This is a genomic window from Frigoribacterium sp. PvP032, assembly GCF_017833035.1.
Lineage (GTDB): Bacteria > Actinomycetota > Actinomycetes > Actinomycetales > Microbacteriaceae > Frigoribacterium.
Genome location: NZ_JAFIBM010000001.1, coordinates 433,213 through 458,987, shown reverse-complemented (window position 1 = coordinate 458,987; position 25,775 = coordinate 433,213). Strand labels below are relative to the sequence as shown.

Below are 25,775 nucleotides of genomic sequence, written 5' to 3'. Positions count from 1 at the left end.
TCACATGGAGCTCTCCGACTACGTCCGCATCGTGCGCAAGGGATGGTCGCTCGTCGCGGCCGGGGTGCTCCTCGGCCTCGGGGCGGGCGTCCTCGCCCTCGTGCTGCTGCCCGCCTCCTGGGTCTCGACGACGCAGGTGTTCGTGTCCGTCCAGGGCGTCGACCAGTCGAGCGCACAGGAGATCGTGCAGGGCAGCAGCGCCGCCCAGCAGAAGGTGACGTCGTACCTCGCCGTGGCCACGAGCGCACGGGTGCTCCAGCCGGTCATCGACGAGCTGGGGCTCGACACGAGCACGACCGAGCTCGCCTCGCGGGTCACGGCGACCTCACCGGCCAACACGGTGATCGTGGTCGTGTCGGCCGTGGACAGCGACCCCGCGGTCGCCCAGCGCATCGCCGCCGCCGTCGGGGCCAGCTTCACGACGGTCGTGGCCGACGAGCTCGAGCTGCCGGTCGGCGGGGGGCCGACTCCCGTCAGGGTCGAGACCATCGAGCCGGCCTCCGCGCCGACCGATCCGGCGAGCCCGCGGCTGGCCACCACCCTCGGCCTCGGCCTGCTCGGCGGCCTCGTGCTCGGCCTCGCCGGAGCGGCCCTCCGAGCCGTGCTGGACACGAAGATCCGCGGCCTCGCCGACGTGGCACAGGTCACCGACGCCGCCGTGATCGGCGCCGTCGGCTACGACGCCACCGTCGTCTCTCGCCCGCTCTTCGTGCACACCGACCCCCGCAGCCCCCGTGCCGAGGCCTTCCGCAGCCTCCGCACCAACCTGCAGTTCCTCGACGTCGACACGCACGGCCGCAGCGTCGTGCTCACCTCTGCGCTGCCCTCAGAGGGCAAGTCGACGACGAGCGCGAACCTCGCCATCGCCATCGCCGAGACCGGCGCCAGCGTCGTCGTCGTCGACGGCGACCTGAGGCGCCCCCGGCTCGCCGAGGTGATGGGCCTCGACGGGGCGGTGGGCCTCACCGACGTGCTGATCGGGCGGACCGAGCTCGTGGACGTGCTCCAGCCCTGGGGCCGTGGACGCCTGTCCGTGCTCGCGGCCGGCACCACGCCGCCGAACCCGAGCGAGCTTCTCGGCTCCCGCGCCATGGCCGCCCTCGTCGACGAGCTGACCGCGACCTTCGACCACGTCATCATCGACGCCCCGCCTCTCCTCCCCGTGACCGACGCCGCCGTCATCAGCACGATGACCTCGGGCACCATCGTGGTCGTCGGGGCCGGCCGGGTCACCGGCGGGCAGCTCACGCACGCCCTGGGCGTGCTCGACCGCGTCGGCAGCAGGGTGCTCGGCATCGTGTTGACCATGGTCCCCGCCAAGGGGGCCGCCGCGTACGGCTACACGAGCTACGAGTCGTACTACGGCGACTCGCCGACGACGGCGACCGTGCCGACGGCGGTCGACGTGCTGCCGGGGTCGGGCCGACGCGGCGATCGCGGCACCGCCGTCCCCGCGGTCCAGGCAGTCCCCGCCGGCACCGCCGGCCTGACGACCTCCTCGTGATGACCGCCCCCGTCGCCCTGCTCGTGCTCTGCACCGGCAACATCTGCCGATCTCCCCTCGCCGAGGTGCTGCTCCGCGACCGCCTCGCCGACCTCCCCGTCGTCGTCACGAGCGCCGGCACCCGGGCCGTGGTGGGCGAGCCCATGGCACCGCACGTGTCCGTCGCCGTCGCCGCGGCGGGGCTCGACCCGGCCCACGTCGCTGCACAGGTCACCGTCGAGCACCTCGCGGGCGCCGACCTGGTGCTCGGCCTCGCCCGCGAGCACCGACGGGCCGCCATCGAGCTGCACCCGCGCGTCGTCCGCCAAGCGATGACCCTGCTCGAGCTCGCCCGCGTCGTCGGGCAGCACGGCGACGTGATCGCCGACGAGGCCCGGTCCGCCGCCCCCGACGCCGAGGGGCGGCTCCGCGAGGCCGTCCGGCTCGCCGTCGCCGAGCGCGGCTCGACCGTGCCCCCCTCGGCTCCCGACCTCGACGACGTCCCCGACCCCTGGGGCCGCGACGAGCGCGCCTACGACGCAGCGCACCTCCTCGTCGGGACAGCCGTGGAGTCGGTCTCGCGCTGGCTGCACAGGTCGGCGGGCTCACGATGAGCCGCCCCCTGCGCGTGCTGCAGTACCGGGTCCACGACACGTCCTACCCGCGCAACCGCCGCCTCCGCGAGCACCTCCGCGCCGAGGGGTGCGAGGTGACCGTGCTGACGGCGAGCCGTGGGGGCCCGCGCGCCCTGCGCCTCCTCCGCGACGTCGTCCGCCTCGCCAGGGGCTGTCTGCGGCACGACGTCGTCGTGCTGAGCGAGCTGCGCCTGGCGCACGCCCCGTACGTGGGCGTGGTCGGCAGGCTCACCCGGTCGACGGTGGTGGTCGACGGCTTCGTCGGCCTGCACGAGACCGAGGTCGGCGACTGGGGCCGCGTGCGCCCCGGCTCGCTGCGCGCAAGTGCCCTCCGCCTCCAGGACGAACTCGCGCTCCGCGCCGCCCACGTCTGGCTCGTCGACACCGATGTCAGGGCGCGCCGGGCGGCCGCGAGCCGCGCCGCCGTCCGGACCCGCGTCGTCGCGCTGCCGGTGGGCGCGCCCGACTGGGCCGTCGCGGTCCCGCCCCGCGGTCCCGGCGAGACGCTCCACTTGCTCTGGTACGGCAACTACATCCCCCTGCACGGGCTCGACCTCGTGGTCGAGGCCCTGGCCCTGACCGTGGGCCGCCGCGACGTGCACCTCACCCTCGTCGGCGACGGCGGCACCCGCGCGGCGACCGAGCACGCCGTCCGAGAACGAGGCCTCGACGGCCTCTGCACCTTCCTGGGGCCGGTGCCCGAGAGCGAGCTGGCCGGCCTCATCGCCTCCGCCGACGTCGCCCTGGGCATCTTCGGGTCGTCCGAGAAGGCGCGCTCCGTCATCGCGAACAAGGTGTGGCAGGGGCTCTCGTGCGGACGCGTCGTCGTCACCGCCGAGACGCCGGCCCTGGCCGAGATCGCCGAGGCCGCCGGGCCCCTGCTCGTCACGACCGCGCCGGGGTCGGCGGCGTCGCTCGCCGACGCGCTGTGCTCGGTCGACCCCGTCGCCGCGTCGCGCGCCGTGCCCGACGTCGACAGACGGCTCGCCGAGGTGGTCCGGCTCGGCTGGTCCCGCCTGGCCGTGCGGTCCCCCCGATGAGGCGCGCCGCGGCACAGGCGCGCCACCTCGGCCTGTTCGTCCTCGCGCCTCTCGTCGCCTCGCTCGCTCCCGTGCTCGTGATGCCGGCCGTCACGGCGACCGCGGGGGCGGCCGGCTGGGCCGCCGTCGCGGTGGCGCTCGCCGTCGGCGGCGCCGGCCACGTCGTGGCCGAGCTCGGCTGGTCGCTCGACCAGGTGCAGGCCGTCGCCCGGGCCGACGCCGAGGGACGCCGAGAGCTGTGGGAGGCGGGCCTCGCGGCCAAGCTCGTCGCCGCCTCCGTCGTCGCGCCGGCGTGCGGCCTGGTCGCCGCGCTCGTCGTGGGCGAGCACGCGCTCGCCGCGGCCCTCGTCGCGGGCGGCACGGTGCTGACCGGTGCCGCGTCGCCGGCCTGGTTCTTCATCGGGGCCGGCAGACCAGGAGCGTCGCTCGTCTCAGACGCCCTGCCCCGAGTCGCGCTCCTGCTCGTCGCCGCCGCCGCGATGACGGCCGGCGCCGGCCTCGTCGTCTACGGGCTGCTCCTCCTGGTGGTCCCCGTCGTGAGCGTGACGGTCGCCTCCCTCGTGGGGCGCCTCCCAGCCCTGCCCTCGCTCCACGCGGTCCGTTCTGCGCCCCGGATCGTCGGCACACGGGTCACGATCCTCCGCGGCCGCGCGATCAGCACCGTCTACACGATGCTGCCGGCCGCGGTGCTCGGCCTGGTCTCCCCGGCCGCCGTGGCGGCGTTCTCGGCTGCGGACCGTCCGATGCGCATGGGCTTCGCCGTGCTCGGGGCACTCCCGGCCCGTCTGCAGAACTGGCTCGGCTCCGCACCGGCGTCCGAGCGGACACGCCGTGTCGTCGTCGCGATCCTCCTCAACACGGTCGCCGGCACCGTCGCGGCGGCGTGCTTCGTCCTGCTGATGCCCGTCGTCGCGCCCGTGTTGTTCAGCGGGACCGTCGCGCTCGAGACGCCCCTCCTCGTCGCGGTCGCCGCGCTGCTGCTCGTGATGTCCGTCTCCCGGGGCACCGCACTCGGCCTCGTCTCGCTCGGCGAGGCCGAGCGCATCACCGCCGCCGTCACCGCCGCGGCCCTGGTGGGCCTGCCGGCGCTCGTGCTGGGGGGCGCGACGGGCGGGGCCGTCGGCGCCGTGCTCGCCCTCGTCCTCGCCGAGGGCGTCGGAGCAGCCGTGCAGGGCGCACACCTGCGGCGCGCGTTGCAGGGCCGGGCACGGGTCCGCCTCGAGACCGCCGCACGACAGGGCGCCGCCCGGGCGCACGGTGTGCCCGTCACGGCCCTCTTTTCCCACCGGGGCATGGGCTCGTGATGCTCGCGGCGGCGGCCGGCGGCCTCGCCGTCCCCCTGTTCTTCGTGCTGGCCAGGATGGTGCGTCGTGACGTCCTCCGCGGCACGGTCGTCGCGCTGGTGCTCGGCGTGCACTGCTTCGCCTGGTCGCCGCTGGTGCCCCAGCCGGTGTGCGACGCCGTCGTCGTCGCGACCCTGGTGCTCCTGCTCTTGACGGCCGCCTCGCCGCGCGGCGGGGCGGCGATCCACGTCACGGCCGCCCCCCTGGTGCTCGTGGCGCTGTTCGCCAGCGCCTCGCTCATCACGTTCGTCGCCTACCCGGCGGGGCTCGGCCTCGTCCTGCGCATGGCGCTGCTCTCCGGTCTCGTGGTGCTGGTGCTCAGCCAGGCGAGCCCCGCCGACCGTCGTCGCCTGGTCGACGGAGTCGTCGTCGTCGCGGTGCTCCAGGCGCTCGCCGGCCTGGTCGAGTTCGCCCGCGGCGCGCCGCTGCTCTGGGGCTACAAGGTCTATGCGACCGGACGCGGGCTGTGGAACGAGAACCACCTCCTCGGCGGCGACCTCGTCCGTGTCCAGGGCACGATGTCGCACGCCCTGCCCTACGGCACACTGCTGCTGGTGGGGCTCGTGCTGCTGCTGACCACCTGGCACCGACGGGGGCCCGGCACACGCTGGTCCGCGTTCGCCCTGCTGTGCACCTGCGTCGTCCTGTCGGGGTCGCGGAGCGCGGTCGTCGCCGCGGTCCTCGCGCTCGCCTACCTCCTCCTGAGCTCGCGGCGTGCGGCGACCTGGCAGCGCGGCGCCGTCCTGGCCGCCGCCGCCGCGGCGATCACACTCGTCAGCTGGACGGTCATCGCCCAGACCGTGGACGCCCTGTTGTCGTCCGGGTCGTTCCTCAACCGCTCCGGCCACCTGGCCGCTGTGCCCCGGCTCATCGGCCGCCCCGCCGCCGAGGCGCTCTTCGGCAGCGGGGAGTCGAGCGAGAGCCGTCTCTTCGCCCAGGGCTACTTCTTCGGCACCGGCTTCAACGTCGTCGACAACCAGCTGTTGTCGTCGCTCGCCACCCAGGGGCTCGTCGGGGCCGGGCTCGTCGTCGCGCTCTTCGTCGTCGCGGCCGTCCGCGGAGGTCGCGACGTGCGTGCGGGCCTGATCGTCTTCGCGTCGGCGCTGATGACCTTCGACTTCTTCAAGATGACGACGATGGTGCTGCTGCTCACCGTGGTGGTCTGCCTCTCCGACCGAGGCTGGCGGCGCGGCGAGGACGGCCGGCACGAGTCCTCGGCCGTCGACGGTGTCGTCGCCACCACAGGCCCTGCCCGCACGGTCGGCGCGGCGAGCGCGGCCAGCGCGGTCGGGGCGCCGAGTGCGGCCAGCACGGTCAGCGCGGGGGTCTCGGGCGCATCGGCTCAGAGTCCGCGCGTGCGCGCTGCGGCATCCGATCCGGCGGCGTCCGGGATCGATCTCCCCGACCCGGGCCACGGACGCCGGGCGGCGACCCGCCCCTGACCCGTCACCGCCGATGTCGGCGGGTCCCCGTGGTGCACGGCGGGCCTCACGCACGTGCGGCGGGCTCCCCGCGGGTGCGGCGGGTTCCCGTCGTGCACGGCGGGTTCCCGTCGTGCACGGCGGGCGGGCGCTGACCCGCCACCGACGACAGCGACCCGCCGAACCCCTGCAGCTCCCGAACGCGCGGCGGCCCTCACGCACGTGCGGCGGCTGCCCCGCGCGTGCGGCGGCCGCCACTCGCGTGCGGCGGGCGCCAGGCGCGTGCCCCACACGCGCGTGCCACGCGCGTGCGGCGGGCTGCCCGCGGGTGCGGCGGGTTCCCGCTGTGCACGGCGGGCGGCCGCGGACCCGCCACCGACGACAGCGACCCGCCGAACCCGCGCGCCTCACGCGTGCTCAACGGGCTCGCGCAGGGGACGGCGGGCCACACGGACACGTCGAAAGCTCGCGCCGGGCGACGGCACCTCTCGGCGCGGCCCCGTCGTGCTCACGGGCGCGGCCCCGCCGTGCCCGCGGGCGTCAGCCTCCGGCGGCTGCCCCCGGGACGAGGTGCGGGCGGACGAGGCCCGCGAGCGAGCGCGACATCTCCGTGGTGAGGTGCTGTGCGTCCGAGCGGACGAGGAGGGGCCCTGCCGTCACCGGCACGAGCCCGTCGGCCGACGTGAACCAGTCCGTGACGTCGACCCAGTCGGCGTCGACTCCGGCCGTCAGGGCGTCCGCCACGCCCGCGGCCTCGGCCGCAGCGGCCGCGATCGACCGCGGCTCCACCTGCGTCGAGCACAGCCCCGCACGGGTCGCGCGCGTCGCGCAGTCCGCAGGCGAGGCCCCTCGAGGAGGCGCCCCCAGGACCACGACACGAGCACCGTCGCCAGCTCGGGAGAGCCTCGCCACCGCCGACGTCGTGCCACGCCGCCACTCGGCGGCCGCCTCTGCCCCGTCGGCGCCGCTCAGGAGGCGCTCGACGCCCGCGGCGCTCGACGAGGTGACGACGAGATCGGGCGCGGTGCGCTCGACGAGCTCCGCGAGGTGCGAGCGGCTGCGCGCGCACTCGTCGGCGAAGGCCGTGCGTCCGTCCCCGCCGTGGAACCGGGCGTCCACGGTCGAGCAGCTCCCGATGCCGAGCCCCAGCACCCGCCAGCCCGGGCCGAGGGCCTCGACGACGGCAGGCATCCAGCTGAGGGCGATCGAGTCGCCGACCACGACGGCCACGTGCTCGGCGGAGGCCGGTCCGGCCAGGCACGGCTCGAGCAGGTCCGGGGCGGTCCCCACGTCGTAGCGGCACCCCCCGGGGCCGATCTGCGGCACGGACGACGACGAGAAGGCCTCGTCGAGAACGTCGACCGGGACGTCTCCCGAGCCTGAGACGGCAGCGTCGAGGGCAGCTCGGAGCGACGCCGCGTCCCACGAGACCGGGCCGTCGCCGAGCGAACCGTGCGAACCCGGTGCCTCGGGCGCCCCGGCCGAGCCGGGCGCGCCAGCCGAGCTCACTTCGCGCGCAGCCGCGGGGTCGACCAGCCACGCCGGCCCCCTGAGCTGTGCCGCCGAGGTCCCGATCACGACGACGCCCACCAGGACCGCGAGCGCAGCCTGGGCGACAGGCCCTCCGGCACCGCGCCTCCCCGAGTCCGAGGCCGGGGCCGAGGCCGGGGCCGGGTGCGCAGCGCGCCGCAGCCAGCCGGAGCGCTGCACGCGCTGCTCGACCAGGCGGTAGGAGGCGACGGTCAGCGCCAGGGTCAGCGCCAGCTGGGCGACGACCCACGCCGGGCCGTCGAGCCCGAAGGAGGCGGCGAAGACGATCACGGGGAAGTGCCAGAGGTAGAGGGAGTACGACCGCCGACCGACCCACCGGGCAGGTCGGGAGACGAGAACGGCCTCCACACGGCCGAGCGTGCCCGACCCCGCGGTCACGACGAGGACGGTCCCCAGGACGGGGAGCAGCGCCCACGGCCACGGGAACGCCGTCACGGCGCCGGCCGCCTCCGAGCCGCTCGCCAGGGCGGACCCGACGAACAGCGCCGACCCGACGATCACGAGCTGCCCGACGAGCGTCAGCGCCCGGCGGACGGTCACGGGGACACGACGTGCCACGGGGACGGCGAGCGCGGCCAGGCCGCCGGCCGCGAGTTCCCACGCACGGCCGACGGAGTCGAAGTAGGCGGCGGACGGTGCGACGTCCGTGCGCCAGGCGCTCCAGACGGCCGAGCCCAGCAGCACGCCGGAGAACACGACCGCGAGCAGGGCCCTGGCCGCCCCTGGCCTCCGCAGGACGCGGACCGCCAGCGCGACCGCGATCACGAGGAGGGGCCAGACGAGGTAGAACTGCTCCTCGACGGCCAGCGACCAGAAGTGCTGCAGGGGCGAGACGGCCCCGTCCGCGGCGAGGTAGTCGGTGCCGAGGGCCACGAGGTGCCAGTTCTCGACGAACAGCGCCGCGGCGACCGCGTCGAGCACGGTCGCCCAGGCACGCGGCGCCAGCCACAGCACCCACGCCGCGACCACGACCACGCCGACGACGACCCCGGCCGCGGGGAGCACCCGCCGGGCGCGACGAGCGTAGAACGCGGTCAGCGACACGCTGCCCGCGGCGTCGAGCTCGGCGAGCAGCACCGCGGTGATGACGAAGCCGGACACGACGAAGAAGACGTCGACCCCGACGAAGCCGCCCGCCGGCCACCCGACGAGGTGCTCGGCCACCACCACGAGGACGGCGATCGCCCTGAGCCCCTCGACGTCGGGTCGGAAGGCGGTGCGCTGCGTGGTCGTCATCGGGGCCGTTCGGGTCGGGTGGGGGCATCCCGGTCTGATCCACCGGCACGGTCGCCGATATTCTACCTGTGGAACATGAATTGCAGAAGAGCGGCGGATCAGGTACATATGCTGCATGCCTAGATGCCCGGATACGATCGCGCCGCTCAGCCACCGCCGTGACCTCGAGGGGCTCAAGGGCTGGCTGGCCCTGGCGATCGTGGTGTACCACCTCCTCTTCGTGCCGGTCGGCGGCGTGATCGGCGTCGACGTCTTCTTCGTCATCTCGGGGTACCTGATCACCCGCCTCCTCCTCGACGAGCACGACCGCGCCGGCCGGGTCGACCTGCGCGCCTTCTTCGTCCGCCGGGCACGTCGCCTGCTCCCTGTCGCCGCCGTCGTCCTCGTGGTGACCGTCGCCGCGTCCTGGATCGTCTGGTCGACGCCGAAGGCCCTCGACGTCGTGCTCGACGCGGTGGCCGCCGCGACCTCCAGCGCCAACTGGCACCTGGTCGCGGCGGGCACCGACTACCTCCAGCACGACAGCCTGCCCTCGCCGCTCCAGCACTTCTGGTCGCTCGCGGTCGAGGAGCAGTTCTACGCCGTCTGGCCGCTCCTGCTCGTGCTCGTGCTGGCTGCCGTCCGGCGTGGGGACGCAGCGAGGAGGCGCGTGGTCGTCGGCTGCGTCGCCCTCGTCGCGTCCGTGGCCTCGGCCACCTGGTCGTGGCACGTCACGGCGACCGACATCGAGGCCGCCTACTTCGACACCTTCGGCCGGGCCTGGGAGATCGGCGTCGGCGCCGCCTGCGCCGCGTTCGTACCCGTCGTCGCCAGGCGCCTGGCGACCTGGCGGGGCCCGGCGACCAGCCTCGGCGTCCTCCTCATCGCCGGTTCCCTGGTCGCCACCCAGCCGACCGTCGCCTTCCCGTGGCCGGGTGCGCTGCCCGCAGTGGTCGGCGCGGCCCTCGTCGTCTCGTTCGGGTCGACCGAGCTGCGCGGCCTGCCCCGCCTCCTGAACGGCTCCGTCCTCGTCTGGGCGGGGCGCCGGTCGTACTCGATCTACCTGTGGCACTTCCCCGTGGCCGTCATCGGCGGCGCGCTGGTCGAGACGTGGTGGCGGGTGCCCGTCTCGGTCGTGCTCACCCTGGTGCTGAGCGCCGCCTCCTACCGGTGGGTGGAGAGCCCCGGCAGGAGGCGCCGCTCACCGGCGCCCGAGCCGGTCGCCGCGCCCACACCCACGTCCACACCCACACCCACACCCGCGACCACGTCCGCGCCCGCCCGAGCTCCCCGCGGCCTCGCGGTGGCCCTCGCGGTCGCCCTCGTCGTCGTGGCCGCCTCCGCGGCCCAGGTCCGCTCGCCCACGAAGCTCGGCGACCCGTCCGCGCTCGCCGGCGCGCTCGGCCTCTCCGCTGCCCCGCCCGGCGTCGCCGACGTGCCGCCGCTCCCCGTGTCCGCCCCTGAGCAGACGGCGCTCGCCGGCCTGCAGGCGACCACCTGGTCCGAGGGCGAGCTCCGCGAGGTCGACACGGCGTTCGCCCGCTCGCTGCCCCCGGCGATGGACCCTCGCACCGGCTGCCGGCACGACCCGACCCCCGATCCCGCGCGCGCACGGGTCTGCCGCTGGGGCTCCGTCGACGCCGAGCGGACGGCCGTCGTCATCGGGGACTCCGTCGCCGCGAGCTGGACGAGCGGGGTGGCCGAGGCGCTCGTCCCCGCGGGCTGGGCCGTCGTCGCACTCGCCTTCGCGGGCTGCACGCCGGTCGACCTGCCACCGGGCGCGCGCTATGACGACGAGGACTTCGAGGCCGCCTGCGCCACGGACCGCGAGGCCATGTTCGCCCTCGCCGCCGACGAGGGAGCCGATCTCGTCGTCGTCACGGGCGGCGTCAACGTGCTCGACCGCCGGGCGGAGGCGATCGGACCCGAGGCGGCGGAGCGCGAGTGGCGAGAGGCCGCCGAGTCGAGCCTGCGCCGCCTCACGGCGGCCGCGCCGCGTGTGGTGCTCCTCGGCGCCCCTCCGGCGGGCCCGGCCGTGCGCGACTGCGCGACGCGCCACGACGGTCCCGACGCCTGCGTCGTGACGACCACCGCGTCGCAGCACGCTCAGGTCGCGGCCGAGCGAGCCGCGGCCGCGGCGGTGGGGGCCCGGGTCGAGCACGTCGATGTGACGGCGTGGTTCTGCGTCGACGGGCGCTGCCCGGCCGTGCTGGGCGGCAGGCTCGTGCGCACGGACCGCTCGCACCTGACCGAGGCGACGTCGCTCGCGACACGGGACCTGCTGGCCGACCGCCTCCTCGGCTCGGCCTCGCCGCCCGCCCCGGCGTCCTAGAACCGGTGCTGCCGCACCCACTCGTGCATGACGACCGCCCCGGCGGCGGAGGCGTTGATGCTGCGGGTGGAGCCGAACTGCGAGATCTCGACCACCAGCTCGGCGGCCTCCAGCACCGCAGGGCTGAGGCCCGGGCCCTCCTGGCCGAACACGAGGACGCAGCGCTCGGGCAGCGCCGTCGTCTCGAGCGGCACCGAGCCGTCGACGTTGTCGACGGCGACGACGACCAGCCCGGCCTCCTTCGCCCAGGCCACGAAGGAGGCGACGTCCGGGTGGTGCAGGACGTGCTGATACCGGTCGGTCACCATCGCGCCCCGCTTGTTCCAGCGTCGGCGCCCGACGATGTGGACCGCCTCGGCCGCGAACGCGTTGGCGCTCCGCACGATCGAGCCGATGTTCATGTCGTGCTGCCAGTTCTCGATCGCCACGTGGAACGGGTTCCGCACCAGGTCGAGGTCGGCGACGATCGCGTCGAGCGACCAGTACCGGTAGCGGTCGACGACGTTGCGGCGGTCGCCCTCGCGCAGCAGCTCGGGGTCCCAGTGGTCGCCGGCGGGCCACGCGGCCTCGCCGCCGGGCCACGGGCCGACGCCGTGCTCGACGAGAGGCTCGGCGGCAGGGTCGGCGGCGGACTCGGCAGGTCGGGCGTCGTGGTCGGTCACGACGGCCAGCGTAGGGTGCAGGGCCGACGAGCACCGCGCCTCCTGCGTTCGCCTGCCCTCAGTAAGGTGTGCCCATGGGTACTCGCGACGAGGTCGAATGCTGGCTGACCGACATGGACGGCGTGCTGGTGCACGAGAACCAGGCGCTGCCCGGTGCGGCGGCGCTGATCCAGCAGTGGCAGGACGAGGGGACGCCCTACCTCGTGCTGACGAACAACTCGATCTTCACGCCGCGTGACCTGAGCGCGCGGCTCCGCGCGTCCGGCCTGCACGTGCCGGAGGAGCGCATCTGGACGAGCGCGCTCGCGACCGCCGACTTCTGCCGCTCGCAGATGCCCGGCGGCTCGGCGTTCGTGATCGGCGAGGCCGGCATGACGACCGCGCTGCACGAGGCCGGCTTCATCATGACCGAGACCGACCCCGACTACGTGGTCGTCGGCGAGACCCGCAACTACTCGTTCGACGCGATCACGAAGGCGGTGCGGCTGATCCTCGGCGGCGCCCGGTTCATCGTCACGAACCCCGACACGACCGGCCCGAGCGCCGACGGCCCGATGCCCGCGACCGGGGCCATCGCCGCGATGATCACGGCCGCGACGAACAAGTCGCCCTACGTCGTCGGCAAGCCGAACCCGATGATGTTCCGCTCGGCGATGAACCGGATCGGCGCCCACAGCGAGAACACGGCGATGATCGGCGACCGGATGGACACCGACGTCGTCGCGGGCATCGAGGCGGGGCTGCACACGATCCTCGTCATGACCGGCATCAGCGACCAGGCCGAGATCGACCGCTACCCGTTCAGGCCGAACGAGGTGCTGAGCGGCGTGCACGAGCTGGTCCGTGCGGAGCCGCTCGAGACCGACGTGGTGCCGAGCGAGCTCTAGCTCCGCTGCCGCCTCGGGCGCCGGTGCCGCCTCAGCCGCCTCCGGCTCCGCTGCCGCCTCCCCGAAGCGAGACAGATCCACGGTCGACACGGCCGTCAGCCCTGCAGGCGCGGCCGCCGCACGACCGATCACTCTCAAATTTGAGAGTGAGCGGGGGCGGGAGCGGGCGCGGGCGCGGGAGCGGGCGCCGCAAATGCCGACCGATCGGCCCGCTGCGCCTCTGCATCGAGTGGATATCCCGCTGTTGCAGGCCCCGCGGTCGGCATTTGCGGCGATCGAGCCTCGTCGTCGGCATCCGCGAGCGGCAGAGCGCAGGAGGCGCGGGCCGGGTCGGCCGGATCAGGCCGCGGTCGGCGCCACGCTGGTCGTCATCGCTTCGCCGCCGGCGCGGTCGACGAAGCACCAGTACGAGCGGACCCCGGCGGCCCACTCGGCATCGGTCGACGGCCAGCTCGCGCTGAACTGCGCGTCGGGGTAGGTGGAAGCGGCCGCGAGGTCGAGGGCGCTCGCCCCGGTGCAGAGCACGGACATCTGCGACTGCAGCGCGTCGCTCCCCGGGTACGGCGCAGCCGGGTCGGCGTCGAGCGCACCGATCGACGCGAGCTGGGCGACGTGCGGCTGGCCGCAGTCGACGACCTCGTAGTCCTGCTGCCACGCACTCTCGAATGCGGAGAAGCACTCGCCTCCCAGCAGGTCGTTCCACGGGTGCGTGCCCGTGGCGAGCGGCCCGACGGGCGCCTCCTGCGCGACCTCGGCCGGCACGGCGGTGACGGTGCGGGTGGCGACGGCCGCAGCCGGGGCCTCGGTCGGCTGCGGCGTGCCGGCGAACAGCGACCTGCTGAGGACGAAGAGCGCGACGAGAGCGAGGACGATCACGAGTGCCGCGGCCACGCCGAGCAGCACCTTGCGGCCTCGAGACCACGACGCGATGCCGCCCCCGGACCCTGTCGCGGACGAGCCCGTCCCGAGACCCGACGCCGCGGACGACGCCGACTGACCGCCTCGGCTCACGGCGGGCGCGGCAGCCGAGGAGGCGGTCGCCGGCACCGCTGCCGACGCCCCGCCGACGCTCAGCCCGGGCAGCTCGCCCTCGCCGTGCGACGCAGAGCGGGGTCGTTCCGCAGCCGGGGCCGACGGGGTCGCCGTCGTGGCGCCGGCCAGGGGCAGCGCCGCCGTGGCGGCGTCCGGAGCGTCCTCCTCGGCCTCGACCCGGAGGGCGGCGAAGGGATCGTCGAGATCGACCGGCTCCACCGGCTCCTCGGCCCGTTCGTCGACCGGCGCGACGGCCTCGGTCACCGGCTCCTCGCCCGCACGGGCCGCGGTCTCCTCCGCAGGCAGCTCGTCGCTCAGCGCCCAGGACCCGCCAGTGGGCAGCGGCCCCGGGTCCACGAGGTCGCTGCGACCGGCGTCGGCCGACGGGTCGCCCGGGGTGTCCTCGACGGTCTCGGGCGTGTCGGACGAGGGACGCACGATTCCCAGCAGCTCGGTGAACGTGGGCTCCTGCTCGACGCCCGACGGCCTGGACGCGGGCGGCGCGGACGTCGGCGCACCGAACGGCAGCCCGGCAGGAGGCGCGGCGACGGTGCCGGCACCGCTCTGGTCGCCGACGTCGTCGGCTCCCGCAGCGGCGGGGCCACCGTCCGGCTCGGCCGCGACCGCGGGCGGCACGACGACCCCGGCGGCCTCCGCCTCGCGGCGCTCACGACGAGTCATCTCGTGGTGCTCGGCGATCCACCAGGGCTCCGGGGTCGTCGCCTCGTCGGCGGACGGCGGCTCCGGCTCCGGCTCCTCTGCAGGCTCCGGCTGAGCTGCGGGCTCCGGCTCAGCTGCGGGCTCCGGCTGAGCCGCAGTCTCCGCTGCCTCTGGCTCCGAGGCGGGCATCTCGACCTCGGGCTTGGGCTCGGGCTCGGGCTCAGGCTCGACCTCGACCTCGACCTCGGGCTCGGGCTCGGCCTCAGGCTCGGGCTCGGCCTCGGCCGCCGGCAGGTCGAACGCGCGCGTCTGCGCGTCGTCGGCAGCCTCGTCCGACGTGACGGGCGCCTCCTCGGCGGGCTCGATCTCGGCAGCGCCCAGGTCGTCGTCGTCCGGGGAGTGCTCGGCCTGGTCGATGCCCTCGCCCCGGTCGTCGGGCTCAGCCGGCGCGCTCCAGTCGAAGGACGACGGGAAGACGGGCTCCGGAGCGACGGGAGGCGAGATCAGGGCCGTGAAGGGGCCGGGCTCGTCGGGGTGCGCCGACGCATCGGCGGCGACAGCGTCGGAGTGCTCGTCAGCTGCCGGCTCAGCGGGTGCGTGCGGCGGCTCGACGGGAGGAGCCACGACGGGGCGCGGGGCGACCGCGAGCGGCACCTGACGGCGCGGCGGCGCAGCGGGCTCGGCAGCAGGTGCCGCCTCCTCGGCGGGGACGTGCTCGTCACCCTCGGCCTCATCGGCGGACGGCACCGGCTCGGCGGACAGCGTGGGCTCGGTCGACGGCGGGGGCACGGCCCCGGCGAGCGCGGAGAGGTCCAGCGCCATCGGGTGGCCCGAGTTCTTGACGACGTCCGACTCGGCGGTGGGGGCCGGCGGCACGGTGAACGGCGGCGAGCTGACCGTCTCGGGCGAGATCGGCGTCGCGGCCGTCACCGGCTCGGGTCGCCCGGCGCCGTCGGAGCCCCCGTCGACCTCGTCGGCACCGGCATCGACCTCGTCAGCCGCGTCGACCTCTGCGTCCGCGTCGGCCTCCGCGTCCGCCTCGTCCGCGTCGTCGTCGAACTGCGCGGCGAGCCAGTCGCCCGCGTCGAGGCCCGACGTGTCGGCGGCCGGGTCGCGGCCCGCCTCCTCGTCGTCGTCGCGTCCGCGGCGGTCGTCGCCATCGCTCACGGCTGCAGCCCCAGGTCGTCCAGCCCGATGGCCGCGTAGTAGGGGTAGCCCGCGGCCTCGATGACCTCGCGGGCGCCGGTGCTGCGGTCGACGACGACCGCGATGCCCGCGATCACCGCGCCCACCGCCTCCAGCGCCTTCGCGGCGGCCAGCGGCGAGCCCCCGGTGGTCGACGTGTCCTCGAGGACGACGACGCGCCTCCCCTCGAGGTCGGGGCCCTCGACCTGCTTGCCGCGGCCGTGGTCCTTGGGCTCCTTGCGGACGACGAAGGCGTCGTAGTCGCGGCCGAGCGCCACGCCCTGGTGCAGCACGGCGGACGCGATGGGGTCGGCGCCCATCGTCAGGCCGCCCACGGCGAACACGTCGGGCACCTCGGCGATCAGGTCGACCATGACCTGGCCGATCAGGGGCGCGACGCGGTGGTCGAGGCTGACCTTGCGGAGGTCGATGTAGTAGCTCGCCTTCTTGCCGCTCGTGAGCGTGAAGTCACCGTGGAAGACGGCCTCGGAGCGGATGTAGTCGATGAGCTGCGTTCGTGCGTCGGTCACGGTGACCAATGGTAGGGCAGGAGGCTCCGCCCAGGCCGGGTCCGCCTCCTGCCGGTAGCGTGGTCGGCATGCGCGTCGCGACCTGGAACGTCAACTCCGTCCGTGCCCGAGTCGGCAGGGTCGTCGACTGGCTCGTCCGGGAGGACGTCGACGTCGTGGGCCTGCAGGAGATCAAGTGCAAGCCGGAGCAGTTCCCGTTCGACGCGTTCCGCGAGGCGGGCTACGAGGTCGAGCTGCACGGCCTCAGCCAGTGGAACGGCGTCGCCTTCGCGAGCCGCCTCCCGATGGACGACGTCACGATCACGTTCCCGACCCAGCCCGGCTTCGCCAAGGGACAGGAGGGGCCCGACCAGCCCAAGGAGGCGCGCGCGATCGGCGTCACGGTCGAGGGCGTCCGCCTCTGGTCGCTCTACGTGCCGAACGGCCGTGAGCTCGGCGACCCCCACTACGACTACAAGCTCGACTGGCTGGCCGCCCTCGCCGCGGAGACCGAGGCCTGGATCGCCGAGCGCCCCGACCAGCCGCTGGCGCTGATGGGCGACTGGAACGTCGCGCCGCTCGACACCGACGTGTGGGACATGTCCGTCTTCGAGGGCCACACCCACGTCAGCCAGCCCGAGCGCGACGCCTTCGCCGCGTTCGAGGCGGCCGGCCTGACCGACGTCGTGCGCCCGCGCCTGCCAGAGGGCTACACCTACTGGGACTACAAGCAGCTGCGGTTCCCGAAGAACGAGGGCATGCGGATCGACTTCATCATGGGCTCGGCGCCGTTCGCCGACCTCGTCACCGACGCCTCGATCCACCGCGACGAGCGCAAGGGCGACGCCCCGAGCGACCACGTGCCCGTCGTCGTCGACCTCGAGCTCGACACCGAGCTCGACGACGACCGCCCGATGATCTTCTGACCCGGCCTGCCAGCCGAGGAGGCGCCTCCTACTTGAGCAGCGCCGCCACCAGCACCAGCAGGGGCACCGACCCGATGGTCGTCACGAGCACGGTGTCGCGCGCCACGGTGACCCCGGTCTGGTACCGCTGGGCGTAGTTGAAGACGTTCTGGGCGCTCGGCAGGCCGGCCAGGACGACCGCGACGAACAGCTGGTCGTGCCCGAGGTCGAAGACGAAGGCACCGAGCAGCCACGCGACGACCGGCATCACCACGAGCTTCAAGGCGGTCGCGATCGCGATGTCGACCCGGCCCTCGCGCGCCTGCAGCGGCTTCGAGCCCGACAGCGACATGCCGAACGAGATCAGGACGACGGGCACCGCGGCGCCGCCGACGAGCAGCAACGGCTGCATGACGGGGTCGGGCACCTCGATCTCGAGCACCGCGACGAGCACCCCGAGCGCCGACCCGATCAACAGCGGGTTGAGCAGCGGCCGGACGATCGCGCGCCCCAGGCTGCTGCCTCGGTTCGTCACCGTGTCCATCACCGAGAGCACGATCGGGGTCAGCACGAGCAGCTGGTACAGCAGCACCGGGGCGACGAAGGTGGCGCTGCCGAGCACGTAGGTCGCGACGGGCAGTCCGATGTTGTTCGCGTTGACGTAGGCGCCGCCCATCGTGCCGATGGTCGTCTCGGCGGCCGAGCGGCGCAGCACGAACCGCAGCAGCACCACCGAGATCACGGCAGCCGCCAAGGAGGCGAGGGCCGAGACCACGAGGAGGTCCGAGAAGAGCACGTGCACGTCGGCGCGCGAGATCGTGGAGAAGAGCAGGCACGGGGTGAGGACGAAGAAGACGAGGCGGGACAGCACCTGGTGTCCGGTCGGGCCGAGCAGGTCGATGCGCCCGACCACCCAGCCGGCGGCGATGATCACCCCGATGATCCCGAACCCGATCAGCACTCCGCCCATGTGACCATCCTGGTGCAGGCCGCCGACGTCGGCGACCGACACGGGTGGCGCAAGAGGGAGGGGCGGACGCCGTGGGGCGGACCTCGCCGGGCAGGACGGTCGCGGACTCAGCCCCGCTGGACGGGCGCACCCACTCCCAGCTGGGCCACGAGGAAGCGGGTGATCTGCTCCCCCTCGTCGCCGGTGGACCAGCGCACGTCGACACCCTCGACCCCGACGACGTCGAACTGGACGCCGGGCTCGAGGCCGGAACGCTCCGCGAGGTCGTGAGCGAGGCGTCGTCCGTCGAGCTCGACGGACGACGCGCTGCTGACGATGACCAGCGCCCCGTGACGGAGGCCGGGGCCGAGGAGGGCCGCTGCGGCGGGCAGGTCGTCGCCCGCCGAGCCGGTCGGCGCGATCCCGACCACGGCTACGTCGAAGCCGTCGAGGTCGGCGACGGCCAGCAGGGCCTCCGCGAGCGGGGCATCGGCGGACGCGGCCTCCGCGGACGCGGCATCGGCGGGCGGGGCGCCGACCGTCGAGGTGCCGACGGCGGCGACGGAGGCCGGATCGACGACGACGACCTCGGCGCCGAGGGCGGCGGCTCGGTCGGCCGTCTCGCGGAGCGAGGGCGACGAGCCGGTGAGCACGAGCTTGGGAGTGTGGAGGAAGTACATGGCGGACCTCTCGGGTGGGGCAGGCGCCAGGCGCACCGCCGAGGAGACGAGCTGCGGTGCTGGGCATCACTCTATGTGTGACATTCGCATTTCACAAGAGATCATCGAGTTCTCGTCGAGATCCGCGCCTCCGGTCGCCTCCCCCGCGGCGGACGGCAAGATGGACCCGTGACACGACTCCACGACCCTGCCGCCCACTCCTTCGCCTCCGACAACTACGCCGGGGCCCACCCCGAGGTCCTGCAGGCGATGGTCGACGCGAACGGCGGGCACGTCGCCTCCTACGGTGCCGATCCCTACACGCGCCGTCTCGGCGAGGTGGTCGGCGAGGTCTTCGGCGAGGGCGCCTCCCTCGACCCGGTCCTCACCGGCACGGGGGCCAACGTGGCCGCTCTGCAGGCGCTCGTGCCCCGCTGGGGCGCCGTGATCTGCGCGACCACCGCGCACGTCTACACCGACGAGGGCGGCGCGCCCGAGCGCCTCGGCGGCATCAAGCTGCTCACGGTGCCGACGCCCGACGGCAAGCTGACTCCCGAGCTGATCGACCGCCAGGCCTACGGCTGGGGAGACCAGCAGCGTCCCCAGCCCCTCGCGGTCACGATCACGCAGAGCACCGAGCTCGGCACGGTCTACACGCCCGACGAGCTGCGGGCGATCACCGACCGCGCACACGCGCACGGGATGGCCGTGCACCTCGACGGAGCCCGGCTCGCCAACGCGGCCGCCTCGCTCGGGGTCTCGCTGCGGTCGCTGACGCGCGATGCCGGCGTCGACTCCGTCTCGCTGGGCGGCACGAAGAACGGGCTCGTGCTCGGCGAGTCGGTGGTGACCTTCACCGAGGAGGCGCGGGCCGGCCTGGTCTTCCTCCGCAAGATGGACGCGCAGCTGGCCTCGAAGATGCGCTTCACGTCGGCGCAGTTCCTCGCGATGTTCGAGGACGAGCTCTGGCTGCGCTCCGCGACCCGTGCCAACGCGATGGCGACCCGCCTGGCGGCGGCGCTCGCAGAGCTGCCCGGAGTGACGATCACGCAGGCGGTCGAGGCCAACGCCGTGTTCGTCGTGCTGCCGCGCCCGACGGTCGAGCCGCTGCGGGAGGCGCACCACTTCTACGACTGGAACAGGGCGACCGGCGAGGTGCGCCTCATGTGCTCGTTCGACACCACCGAGGAGCACGTCGACCGCCTGGTCGCCGACCTCCGGGCCCTGCTCGGCTGACCGAGAGCGGTCAGGGCGTGCGGGCCGCGGCGACGAAGTCGGCGATGAGCGCGACGTCCTTGACGCCGCGGGACGCCTCGACGCCTGAGCTGACGTCGACCCCGACCGCACCGGAGGTGCGGAGCGAGCCGAGCAGGCCGGCGACGTTCGAGGGCGTGAGACCGCCCGCGAGCAACCACGGGCGCGATGGCGGCGAGGAGAGCAGCGGCGCCGCGTCGAACACGGCCCCGGCACCGGGGTCGACCGCGTCGAGCAGCAGGGCGTCCTCGCCGAACGCGACCCGCACCTCCTCGGCCTCGTCGGCGTAGCGCGACGCGCTGACGGCGCGGATCACCCGGAACCCCGCGGCGCGCACGGCCGCGACGTCCGCAGGGGTCTCGTCGCCGTGCAGCTGGACGGTCGAGACGCCGGAGGCGCGGGCCAGCTCGAGCACCGCCGCCACGCCCTGGCCGCGGAACACGCCGACGGTCTCGACGCCCTCGGGCACGCGAGCGACCAGCGCACGGGCGGTCGCCGGGTCGACCGTGCGCGGACTGCCCGGCGCGAAGACGAACCCGACGGCGTCCGCACCCGCCGTGACGGCCGCGTCGACCGTCTCGGGAGTGGACAGTCCGCAGATCTTCACCCAGGTGCTCATGTGCCCCAGTGTGCCCTGCGTGCGGACCGGCCGCGGCTCAGTCGAGGTCGTCGAGCACCTCTGCCGACGGCTCCGCCACGACCTGCTGCGCGACGCTCAGCGACTCCCCGTCGGGCGCCACGTCGACCAGCACCGTGTCGCCGTCGGCGATCGAGCCCCCGAGCAGCGCCATGGCGAGCTGGTCGTCGATCTGCCTCTGCATGAGCCGACGCAGCGGCCGGGCGCCGTAGATCGGGTCGTAGCCGCGCTCGGCGAGCCAGGCCCGGGCATCGGGCGTGACCGCGAGCGACAGCCGGCGGTCCGTCAGGCGACGGCCGAGCCGGTCGACGTAGAGCGACACGATCTGGCCGAGGTCGTCGGTCGACAGCGTCGAGAACACGACGATGTCGTCGAGCCGGTTGACGAACTCGGGCTTGAAGGCCTGGCGGACCATGCCCTGCACCAGCTCCTCCTTCTCGGGGTCGCTGAGGCCGGGGTCGGTGATCACCTGCGAGCCGAGGTTCGACGTGAGCACGAGGATCGTGTTGCGGAAGTCGACCGTGCGACCCTGCCCGTCGGTCAGGCGGCCGTCGTCGAGCACCTGCAGCAGGATGTCGAACACCTCGGGGTGCGCCTTCTCGACCTCGTCCATCAGCACGACGCTGTAGGGGCGACGGCGCACCGCCTCCGTGAGCTGGCCGCCGGCCTCGTAGCCGACGTACCCAGGAGGCGCGCCCACGAGCCGGGACACGCTGTGCTTCTCGCCGTACTCGCTCATGTCGATGCGGACGAGGGCCTTCTCGTCGTCGAAGAGGAAGTCGGCGAGAGCCTTCGCCAGCTCGGTCTTGCCGACCCCGGTCGGGCCGAGGAACAGGAACGAGCCGGTCGGGCGGTCCGGGTCGCTGATGCCGGCGCGGGTACGGCGGACGGCCTCGCTGACGGCCGCGACCGCCTTGCGCTGGCCGATCAGGCGCCTCCCGAGCTCGCTCTCGAGGTGCAGCAGCTTCTCGGTCTCGCCGCTGAGCAGCCGGCCGACGGGGATGCCCGTCCAGGCGGCGACGACCTCGGCGATGTCGGAGTCGGTGACGCTGTCGCTCACGAGCCGCTCGTCGCTCTGCTCGAACGACTCGGCGTCGGCGAGGCGCTTCTCGATGTCGGGGATGCGCTCGTAGCTGATGCGCGCCGCGTCCTCGTAGCGGCCCTCGCGGAGGGCACGGTCGGCGTCGATGCGCGCCTCGTTGAGGTCGCTGCGGAGCGTGCCGACGCCCTGCAGCGCCGCCTTCTCGGCCTGCCACCGTGCGTTCAGGTCGTCGAAGGCCGCCTGCTGCTCGGCGATCGTCTCGCGCAGGGTCGCGAGGCGGGTGAGCGAGGCGTCGTCCTTCTCCTTCTTGAGCGCGAGTTCTTCGATCTGCAGGCGGACGAGGCCGCGGTAGAGCTGGTCGAGCTCGACCGGCGACGAGTCGATCTCCATCTTGAGGCGGGAGCCCGCCTCGTCGACGAGGTCGATCGCCTTGTCGGGCAGCTGGCGGCTGGGGATGTACCGGTTCGACAAGGAGGCGGCAGCCACGAGGGCGCCGTCGGTGATGGTGACGCCGTGGTGCGCCTCGTACCTCTCCTTGAGGCCACGGAGGATCGCGACCGTGTCCTCCACCGTCGGCTCCCCCACGTACACCTGCTGGAACCGGCGCTCGAGCGCGGCATCTTTCTCGATGTACTGGCGGTACTCGTCGAGCGTGGTGGCGCCGATCAGCCGCAGCTCGCCGCGGGCGAGCATCGGCTTGAGCATGTTGGAGGCGGCGACCGAGCCCTCGCCGCCGCCCGCGCCCATGAGGGTGTGCAGCTCGTCGATGAAGGTGATGACCTGGCCGTCGCTCTGGGTGATCTCCTTGAGGACGTCCTTGAGGCGCTCCTCGAACTCGCCGCGGTACTTCGCGCCGGCGACGAGGGCGGCGAGGTCGAGGCTGATCAGCCGCTTGTCCTTGAGGGAGTCGGCGACGTCGCCCTCGACGATGCGCTGGGCGAGCCCCTCGACCACGGCCGTCTTGCCGACGCCGGGCTCGCCGATCAGCACAGGGTTGTTCTTCGTGCGCCGGGTCAGCACCTGGCTGATGCGACGGATCTCGGCGTCACGGCCGATGACGGGGTCGAGCTTGCCGCTGCGGGCGATCGCCGTGAGGTCGACGCCGTACTTCTCGAGCGCGCTCTTCTGCTTCTCGGTGGAGGCGGGAGCGCCCTGCATGTTCGCCACGGGTGTGCCTTTCTCGAACTTGAGTTGATCTGGCTCAAGTTTACGCCGAAGGAGGCGCGGCGCAAGGCATAGCACTCGTCAGGTTGTGCATTGCTCATGCCGTGTCTAACATTTCACTAGTTGATCACCGCGGCAGCCTGCTGCCCCGACCGGGAGAACCCCCCATACACATGAAGAAGAACCTCAAGACCGCAGGAGCCCTCGGGCTCGCCGCGGCCACCATCCTCACCGGGCTGTCATTCGGCACTGGCGCAGCGAACGCGACACCCACGGATCCCCCAATCGCAGCCTCCGCCGTAGCCGGCGACCCCCGCCACATCAAGCTGGTAGGCGAAGCAGGTCCCTCCACGTTCTGGGCATTCGTCGACCCAAGGACCGGACAACCGCTCGACGTTCGGCGTTTCTCGACCCGAGCAGCAGCAGAAGCCCAGGCTGCAAGTTTCGAGATCGAGGACGAGGGCGCCCACTTCACCATGAAGATGGTGAACGGCCCGCGCGCAGGCTGCCTCTCGGTTATGCCTAACTATGGTAATGGTGGCGTCCTGGTACCCCTCAGTACGGAATGTGGCACAGAGGCAACCCTGTTCAGCACGGACGGCGAGGGGCGGGTCGTTTCCGAGATGACCGGCCGCATGGTAGCCGCTCCCGCCTTCGTTGTGGACTGGAATTACTTCACTATGACTTCCAGTCTCAACTCGGCTCTTCGATTCGAGGCACTGCGCGTATCCCTCCGCGGCCAGGTCGATTCCATTGACGCGGCCGGACGCGTCGCCCATCTCTCGGGCAGAGCCGCTCCAGGCTCGACCGTGATCGTCAACGGCGACCAGCAGGTCGTCCCCAGTGAGACCGGAACCTGGTCGGCCAGCGTGAGCGGTCTCAACCTCGGCACGAACACGATTACTTTGGAGCAGTGGGAAGACGGCGTCAAGACCGCTGACTTCAGCGTCGACGCCACGATTGACGTCGCCCCAGTCATCGCCACGACGTCGTTCCCCGCCGACCGCGCGCAGAACGCCATCACCTCGGGCACCGCTCACCCCGGCGCCGTCGTCGTGATCCGCGACGCCGAGGGCACCGAGATCGCCCGCACCACCGCCTCTACCAACGACGACGGCGCCTGGAGCGTGGAGATCCCCGCCCCGAACACCGGCGGCGACTACCCCGTCACGATCCACCAGGAGATCGACGGCGAGGCCAACGGCGAGATCAGTCAGACCGTCGCCTACGGCGCCGCAGTGTCGATCACCGCACCCGTCGACGACATGGCCCACGACGGCGGCCCCGTCGCCATGCGCGGCACCGGCGAGGCCGGAGCCCAGGTCACCGTCCGCGAGCAGGGACGCACGACCGTCATCGGCAACGCGACCGTGCTCGCCAACGGCAGCTGGAACCTCAGCACGACCGCCGTCGACGACCGCAAGCACGTCCTCGAGGCCACCCAGGCCGGCAAGGGCAACAACGTCACCACCTCCTCGGTCACCCTGAACCCGGAGGGCGACGGCGTCGACCAGCCCTTCGCGCTGACCGCACCCCAGGACGGTGACACCGTCGTCGCCCCGACGAACCAGGTCGCCTTCACCGGCACCGGCACCACCGGCGACACCGTGGACGTCGTCAACACCTACAACGGCCGCGTCGTGGCCACCGCCACGATCGACGACGAGGGCAACTGGTCCGGCACCGGCATGATCGGCTTCGGCGTGCAGAACCTCAAGGCCACCGTCACCCACGCCGGCGTCGGCACCGACCACCCCCTCACCATCACGGTGAACGCCTCCGCCGGCGTCGACCAGCCGTTCGCGCTGACCGCACCCGTGAACGGGGCCACCGTCATCGCCCCGACGAACCAGGTCACCTTCACGGGCACCGGCACCACCGGCGACACGGTCTCGATCGTCAACACCTACAACGGCCGAGTCGTCGCCAGCACCACCATCGACGGCGCCGGCAACTGGTCCGGCATCGGCAGCGTCGGCTTCGGGGTGCAGAACCTGCGAGCCACCGTCACCCACGCCGGCGTCGGCACCGACCACCCCCTCACCATCACGGTGAACCCCACCGCCGGCATCGTGCAGCCGTACACGCTGACCGCTCCCGTCGACGGCAGCACGGTCGTCGCCCCCGACAACCGCGTCACGTTCAGCGGCACCGGCACCACCGGCGCCCGGGTGATCTTCACCGCCGGCACCGGCCGACAGGTGATCAACACGATCGTCGACGGCCACGGCAACTGGTCGGCGACCGGCTTCCTCTCGCACCAGTGGTACGAGCTTGGCACCAGCTACACCCTCGTCGGCGGCACCCCCGTCACCGGCAAGACCTCCCTCACCGTCCTCGCCAGCGCGGACGTCATCAACCCGTTCGTGATCCAGACCCCGGCCGACGGCTCCACCGTCGTGGCGCCGAACAACATGGTCACCTTCACGGGCACCGGCGCCGCCGGCGCCACCGTCGAGCTGATCAACGACCTCGGCGGCAGCTTCGAGCGCGTCGTCGCCCGCGCCACGGTGAAGTCCGACGGCACCTGGACCGCCACCGGCGGCCTCGGGTTCCAGACCTACCCGCTGGCGTACGTCCACACCCCCGGCGCCCTCGGCGGCACCCCCGCCACCGGCACCGTCACCGTCACCGTCGCCGCGCAGTAACCCTCCGCGCCGACACTCCCCCGTCGGCGCCCGGCACCCCGGGCGCCGACACCCCACCGCGGGGGCAGGCACACCACCTGCCCCCGCGGGCCACCTCCCCGAGAAAGACCCCGAACCCATGAGCACTCGCCCCACCACCCGCCTGGCCCTCGGCGGCCTCGCCGCCCTCGCCCTCGTCGCCGGCCTCGCCGCCTGCACCTCGAGCGACGCCGACACCACGCCGACGCCCAGCACGACCCCCTCCGCCACCGCCGAGGCCGACGCCAGCGCGGACGCCGCCGACGACGGCGCACCGACCGTCAACGAGTGCGTCGACGGCCAGGCCGTCATCTCCGGCGGCGAGAAGACCGTGAGCCTGCCCGACGGCTGCGACACCGTCTACATCGTCACCAGCGACGCCACCGTCGACCTCGGCCCCGTCACGAAGCTGTTCTTCGAGGGCACCGGCAACACCGTCACCTACACCGGCGACGCCCCCGAGATCGGCGGCACCACCGACGGCGACGGCAACACCGCCACCGCCAGCTGACAGAGCGAAGGGCCGCCGAGCCCCCACACCCCC

At 73.6% G+C, this 25,775-nt stretch carries 19 protein-coding genes; 11 read left to right on the top strand and 8 right to left on the bottom strand.

The window, feature by feature from the left end:
• Window positions 1-4: 4 nt before the first annotated feature.
• Genes JOE35_RS02150 through JOE35_RS02130 form a run of 5 tightly spaced genes read left to right on the top strand, consistent with a single transcriptional unit; the run spans window position 5 to window position 5,943 of the window.
• On the top strand, window positions 5-1,504 hold the full coding sequence (locus tag JOE35_RS02150; protein ID WP_209559610.1) for a polysaccharide biosynthesis tyrosine autokinase: 1,500 nt from the start codon (window positions 5-7) through the stop codon (window positions 1,502-1,504).
• Window positions 1,504-2,097, top strand: a complete 594-nt coding sequence (locus JOE35_RS02145; protein WP_245186213.1) for a low molecular weight phosphatase family protein — start codon at window positions 1,504-1,506, stop codon at window positions 2,095-2,097. The genes JOE35_RS02150 and JOE35_RS02145 overlap by 1 nt, the downstream gene beginning before the upstream one ends.
• Window positions 2,094-3,158 carry a glycosyltransferase gene (locus JOE35_RS02140; RefSeq protein WP_209559608.1) on the top strand — a complete coding sequence of 355 codons (1,065 nt, stop codon included), beginning with the start codon at window positions 2,094-2,096 and terminating at the stop codon, window positions 3,156-3,158. The genes JOE35_RS02145 and JOE35_RS02140 overlap by 4 nt, the downstream gene beginning before the upstream one ends.
• A complete protein-coding gene (locus JOE35_RS02135) occupies window positions 3,155-4,462 on the top strand; it encodes a hypothetical protein (protein WP_209559607.1) in 1,308 nt (435 codons plus the stop codon). The genes JOE35_RS02140 and JOE35_RS02135 overlap by 4 nt, the downstream gene beginning before the upstream one ends.
• Window positions 4,459-5,943, top strand: coding sequence for a hypothetical protein (locus JOE35_RS02130; RefSeq protein WP_209559606.1), 1,485 nt, complete (start codon window positions 4,459-4,461; stop codon window positions 5,941-5,943). Before JOE35_RS02135 ends, JOE35_RS02130 begins: the two co-directional genes overlap by 4 nt.
• 519 nt (window positions 5,944-6,462) lie before the next feature.
• Here JOE35_RS02130 and JOE35_RS02125 read toward each other — a convergent pair.
• On the bottom strand, window positions 6,463-8,709 hold the full coding sequence (locus tag JOE35_RS02125; RefSeq protein WP_209559605.1) for an acyltransferase family protein: 2,247 nt from the start codon (window positions 8,707-8,709) through the stop codon (window positions 6,463-6,465).
• Between the two features lie 115 nt (window positions 8,710-8,824).
• Between JOE35_RS02125 and JOE35_RS02120 the strand changes: the two genes are divergently transcribed.
• Window positions 8,825-11,020 (top strand): acyltransferase family protein, encoded by a 2,196-nt coding sequence (locus JOE35_RS02120; RefSeq protein WP_209559604.1) that lies wholly within the window; start codon window positions 8,825-8,827, stop codon window positions 11,018-11,020.
• On the opposite strand, the gene JOE35_RS02115 is transcribed toward JOE35_RS02120, so the two are convergent.
• A complete protein-coding gene (locus tag JOE35_RS02115; protein ID WP_209559603.1) occupies window positions 11,017-11,682 on the bottom strand; it encodes an RNA methyltransferase in 666 nt (221 codons plus the stop codon). The two genes, JOE35_RS02120 and JOE35_RS02115, sit on opposite strands and share 4 nt — an antisense overlap.
• Before the next feature lie 74 nt (window positions 11,683-11,756).
• Between JOE35_RS02115 and JOE35_RS02110 the strand changes: the two genes are divergently transcribed.
• The gene (locus JOE35_RS02110) at window positions 11,757-12,569 is read left to right on the top strand and encodes an HAD-IIA family hydrolase (protein WP_133738779.1); all 813 of its coding nucleotides are present in this window, start codon (window positions 11,757-11,759) and stop codon (window positions 12,567-12,569) included.
• Between the two features lie 339 nt (window positions 12,570-12,908).
• On the opposite strand, the gene JOE35_RS15985 is transcribed toward JOE35_RS02110, so the two are convergent.
• On the bottom strand, window positions 12,909-15,428 hold the full coding sequence (locus tag JOE35_RS15985) for a septum formation family protein (RefSeq protein WP_209559602.1): 2,520 nt from the start codon (window positions 15,426-15,428) through the stop codon (window positions 12,909-12,911).
• Window positions 15,425-15,976, bottom strand: coding sequence for an orotate phosphoribosyltransferase (gene pyrE, locus JOE35_RS02100; RefSeq protein WP_209559601.1), 552 nt, complete (start codon window positions 15,974-15,976; stop codon window positions 15,425-15,427). The genes JOE35_RS15985 and pyrE overlap by 4 nt, the downstream gene beginning before the upstream one ends.
• Before the next feature lie 68 nt (window positions 15,977-16,044).
• Here pyrE and JOE35_RS02095 point away from each other — a divergent pair, with 68 nt between their 5' ends.
• Window positions 16,045-16,881 carry an exodeoxyribonuclease III gene (locus JOE35_RS02095; RefSeq protein ID WP_209559600.1) on the top strand — a complete coding sequence of 279 codons (837 nt, stop codon included), beginning with the start codon at window positions 16,045-16,047 and terminating at the stop codon, window positions 16,879-16,881.
• Window positions 16,882-16,909: 28 nt separating this feature from the next.
• Here JOE35_RS02095 and JOE35_RS02090 read toward each other — a convergent pair whose 3' ends face one another.
• Together JOE35_RS02090 and JOE35_RS02085 are read right to left on the bottom strand one after the other, a co-directional pair.
• A complete protein-coding gene (locus tag JOE35_RS02090; protein WP_209559599.1) occupies window positions 16,910-17,830 on the bottom strand; it encodes an AEC family transporter in 921 nt (306 codons plus the stop codon).
• Between the two features lie 107 nt (window positions 17,831-17,937).
• Window positions 17,938-18,489: a hypothetical protein gene (locus tag JOE35_RS02085; RefSeq protein ID WP_209559598.1), complete on the bottom strand. Its 552-nt coding sequence runs from the start codon at window positions 18,487-18,489 to the stop codon at window positions 17,938-17,940.
• 168 nt (window positions 18,490-18,657) lie between these two features.
• On the opposite strand from JOE35_RS02085, the gene JOE35_RS02080 reads away from it, so the two are divergent.
• On the top strand, window positions 18,658-19,704 hold the full coding sequence (locus tag JOE35_RS02080) for a low specificity L-threonine aldolase (RefSeq protein ID WP_307802901.1): 1,047 nt from the start codon (window positions 18,658-18,660) through the stop codon (window positions 19,702-19,704).
• A gap of 10 nt (window positions 19,705-19,714) precedes the next feature.
• On the opposite strand, the gene JOE35_RS02075 is transcribed toward JOE35_RS02080, so the two are convergent.
• Both JOE35_RS02075 and JOE35_RS02070 read right to left on the bottom strand, forming a co-directional pair.
• Window positions 19,715-20,341 (bottom strand): phosphoribosylanthranilate isomerase, encoded by a 627-nt coding sequence (locus JOE35_RS02075; protein ID WP_209559597.1) that lies wholly within the window; start codon window positions 20,339-20,341, stop codon window positions 19,715-19,717.
• Window positions 20,342-20,378: 37 nt separating this feature from the next.
• Window positions 20,379-22,568, bottom strand: a complete 2,190-nt coding sequence (locus JOE35_RS02070) for an AAA family ATPase (protein ID WP_307802900.1) — start codon at window positions 22,566-22,568, stop codon at window positions 20,379-20,381.
• Between the two features lie 806 nt (window positions 22,569-23,374).
• Between JOE35_RS02070 and JOE35_RS02065 the strand changes: the two genes are divergently transcribed.
• A complete protein-coding gene (locus JOE35_RS02065; RefSeq protein ID WP_209559596.1) occupies window positions 23,375-25,213 on the top strand; it encodes a hypothetical protein in 1,839 nt (612 codons plus the stop codon).
• A 118-nt stretch (window positions 25,214-25,331) separates the two neighbouring features.
• Entirely contained in the window at window positions 25,332-25,742 is a 411-nt protein-coding gene (locus JOE35_RS02060) for a DUF3060 domain-containing protein (protein WP_209559595.1), read from the top strand.
• Window positions 25,743-25,775 lie beyond the last annotated feature (33 nt).

What these genes read in the sequence shown, in the direction of transcription:
- JOE35_RS02140 (WP_209559608.1), top strand. Translation starts at nt 2,094, where the DNA reads ATGAGCCGCCCCCTGCGCGTGCTGCAGTACCGGGTCCACGACACGTCC.
- JOE35_RS02060 (WP_209559595.1), top strand. Translation starts at nt 25,332, where the DNA reads ATGAGCACTCGCCCCACCACCCGCCTGGCCCTCGGCGGCCTCGCCGCC.
- JOE35_RS02120 (WP_209559604.1), top strand. Translation starts at nt 8,825, where the DNA reads ATGCCTAGATGCCCGGATACGATCGCGCCGCTCAGCCACCGCCGTGAC.
- JOE35_RS02095 (WP_209559600.1), top strand. Translation starts at nt 16,045, where the DNA reads ATGCGCGTCGCGACCTGGAACGTCAACTCCGTCCGTGCCCGAGTCGGC.
- JOE35_RS02150 (WP_209559610.1), top strand. Translation starts at nt 5, where the DNA reads ATGGAGCTCTCCGACTACGTCCGCATCGTGCGCAAGGGATGGTCGCTC.
- JOE35_RS02145 (WP_245186213.1), top strand. Translation starts at nt 1,504, where the DNA reads ATGACCGCCCCCGTCGCCCTGCTCGTGCTCTGCACCGGCAACATCTGC.
- JOE35_RS02090 (WP_209559599.1), bottom strand. Translation starts at nt 17,830, where the DNA reads ATGGGCGGAGTGCTGATCGGGTTCGGGATCATCGGGGTGATCATCGCC.
- JOE35_RS02075 (WP_209559597.1), bottom strand. Translation starts at nt 20,341, where the DNA reads ATGAGCACCTGGGTGAAGATCTGCGGACTGTCCACTCCCGAGACGGTC.
- JOE35_RS02125 (WP_209559605.1), bottom strand. Translation starts at nt 8,709, where the DNA reads ATGACGACCACGCAGCGCACCGCCTTCCGACCCGACGTCGAGGGGCTC.
- JOE35_RS02085 (WP_209559598.1), bottom strand. Translation starts at nt 18,489, where the DNA reads ATGTACTTCCTCCACACTCCCAAGCTCGTGCTCACCGGCTCGTCGCCC.
- JOE35_RS02135 (WP_209559607.1), top strand. Translation starts at nt 3,155, where the DNA reads ATGAGGCGCGCCGCGGCACAGGCGCGCCACCTCGGCCTGTTCGTCCTC.
- JOE35_RS02110 (WP_133738779.1), top strand. Translation starts at nt 11,757, where the DNA reads ATGGGTACTCGCGACGAGGTCGAATGCTGGCTGACCGACATGGACGGC.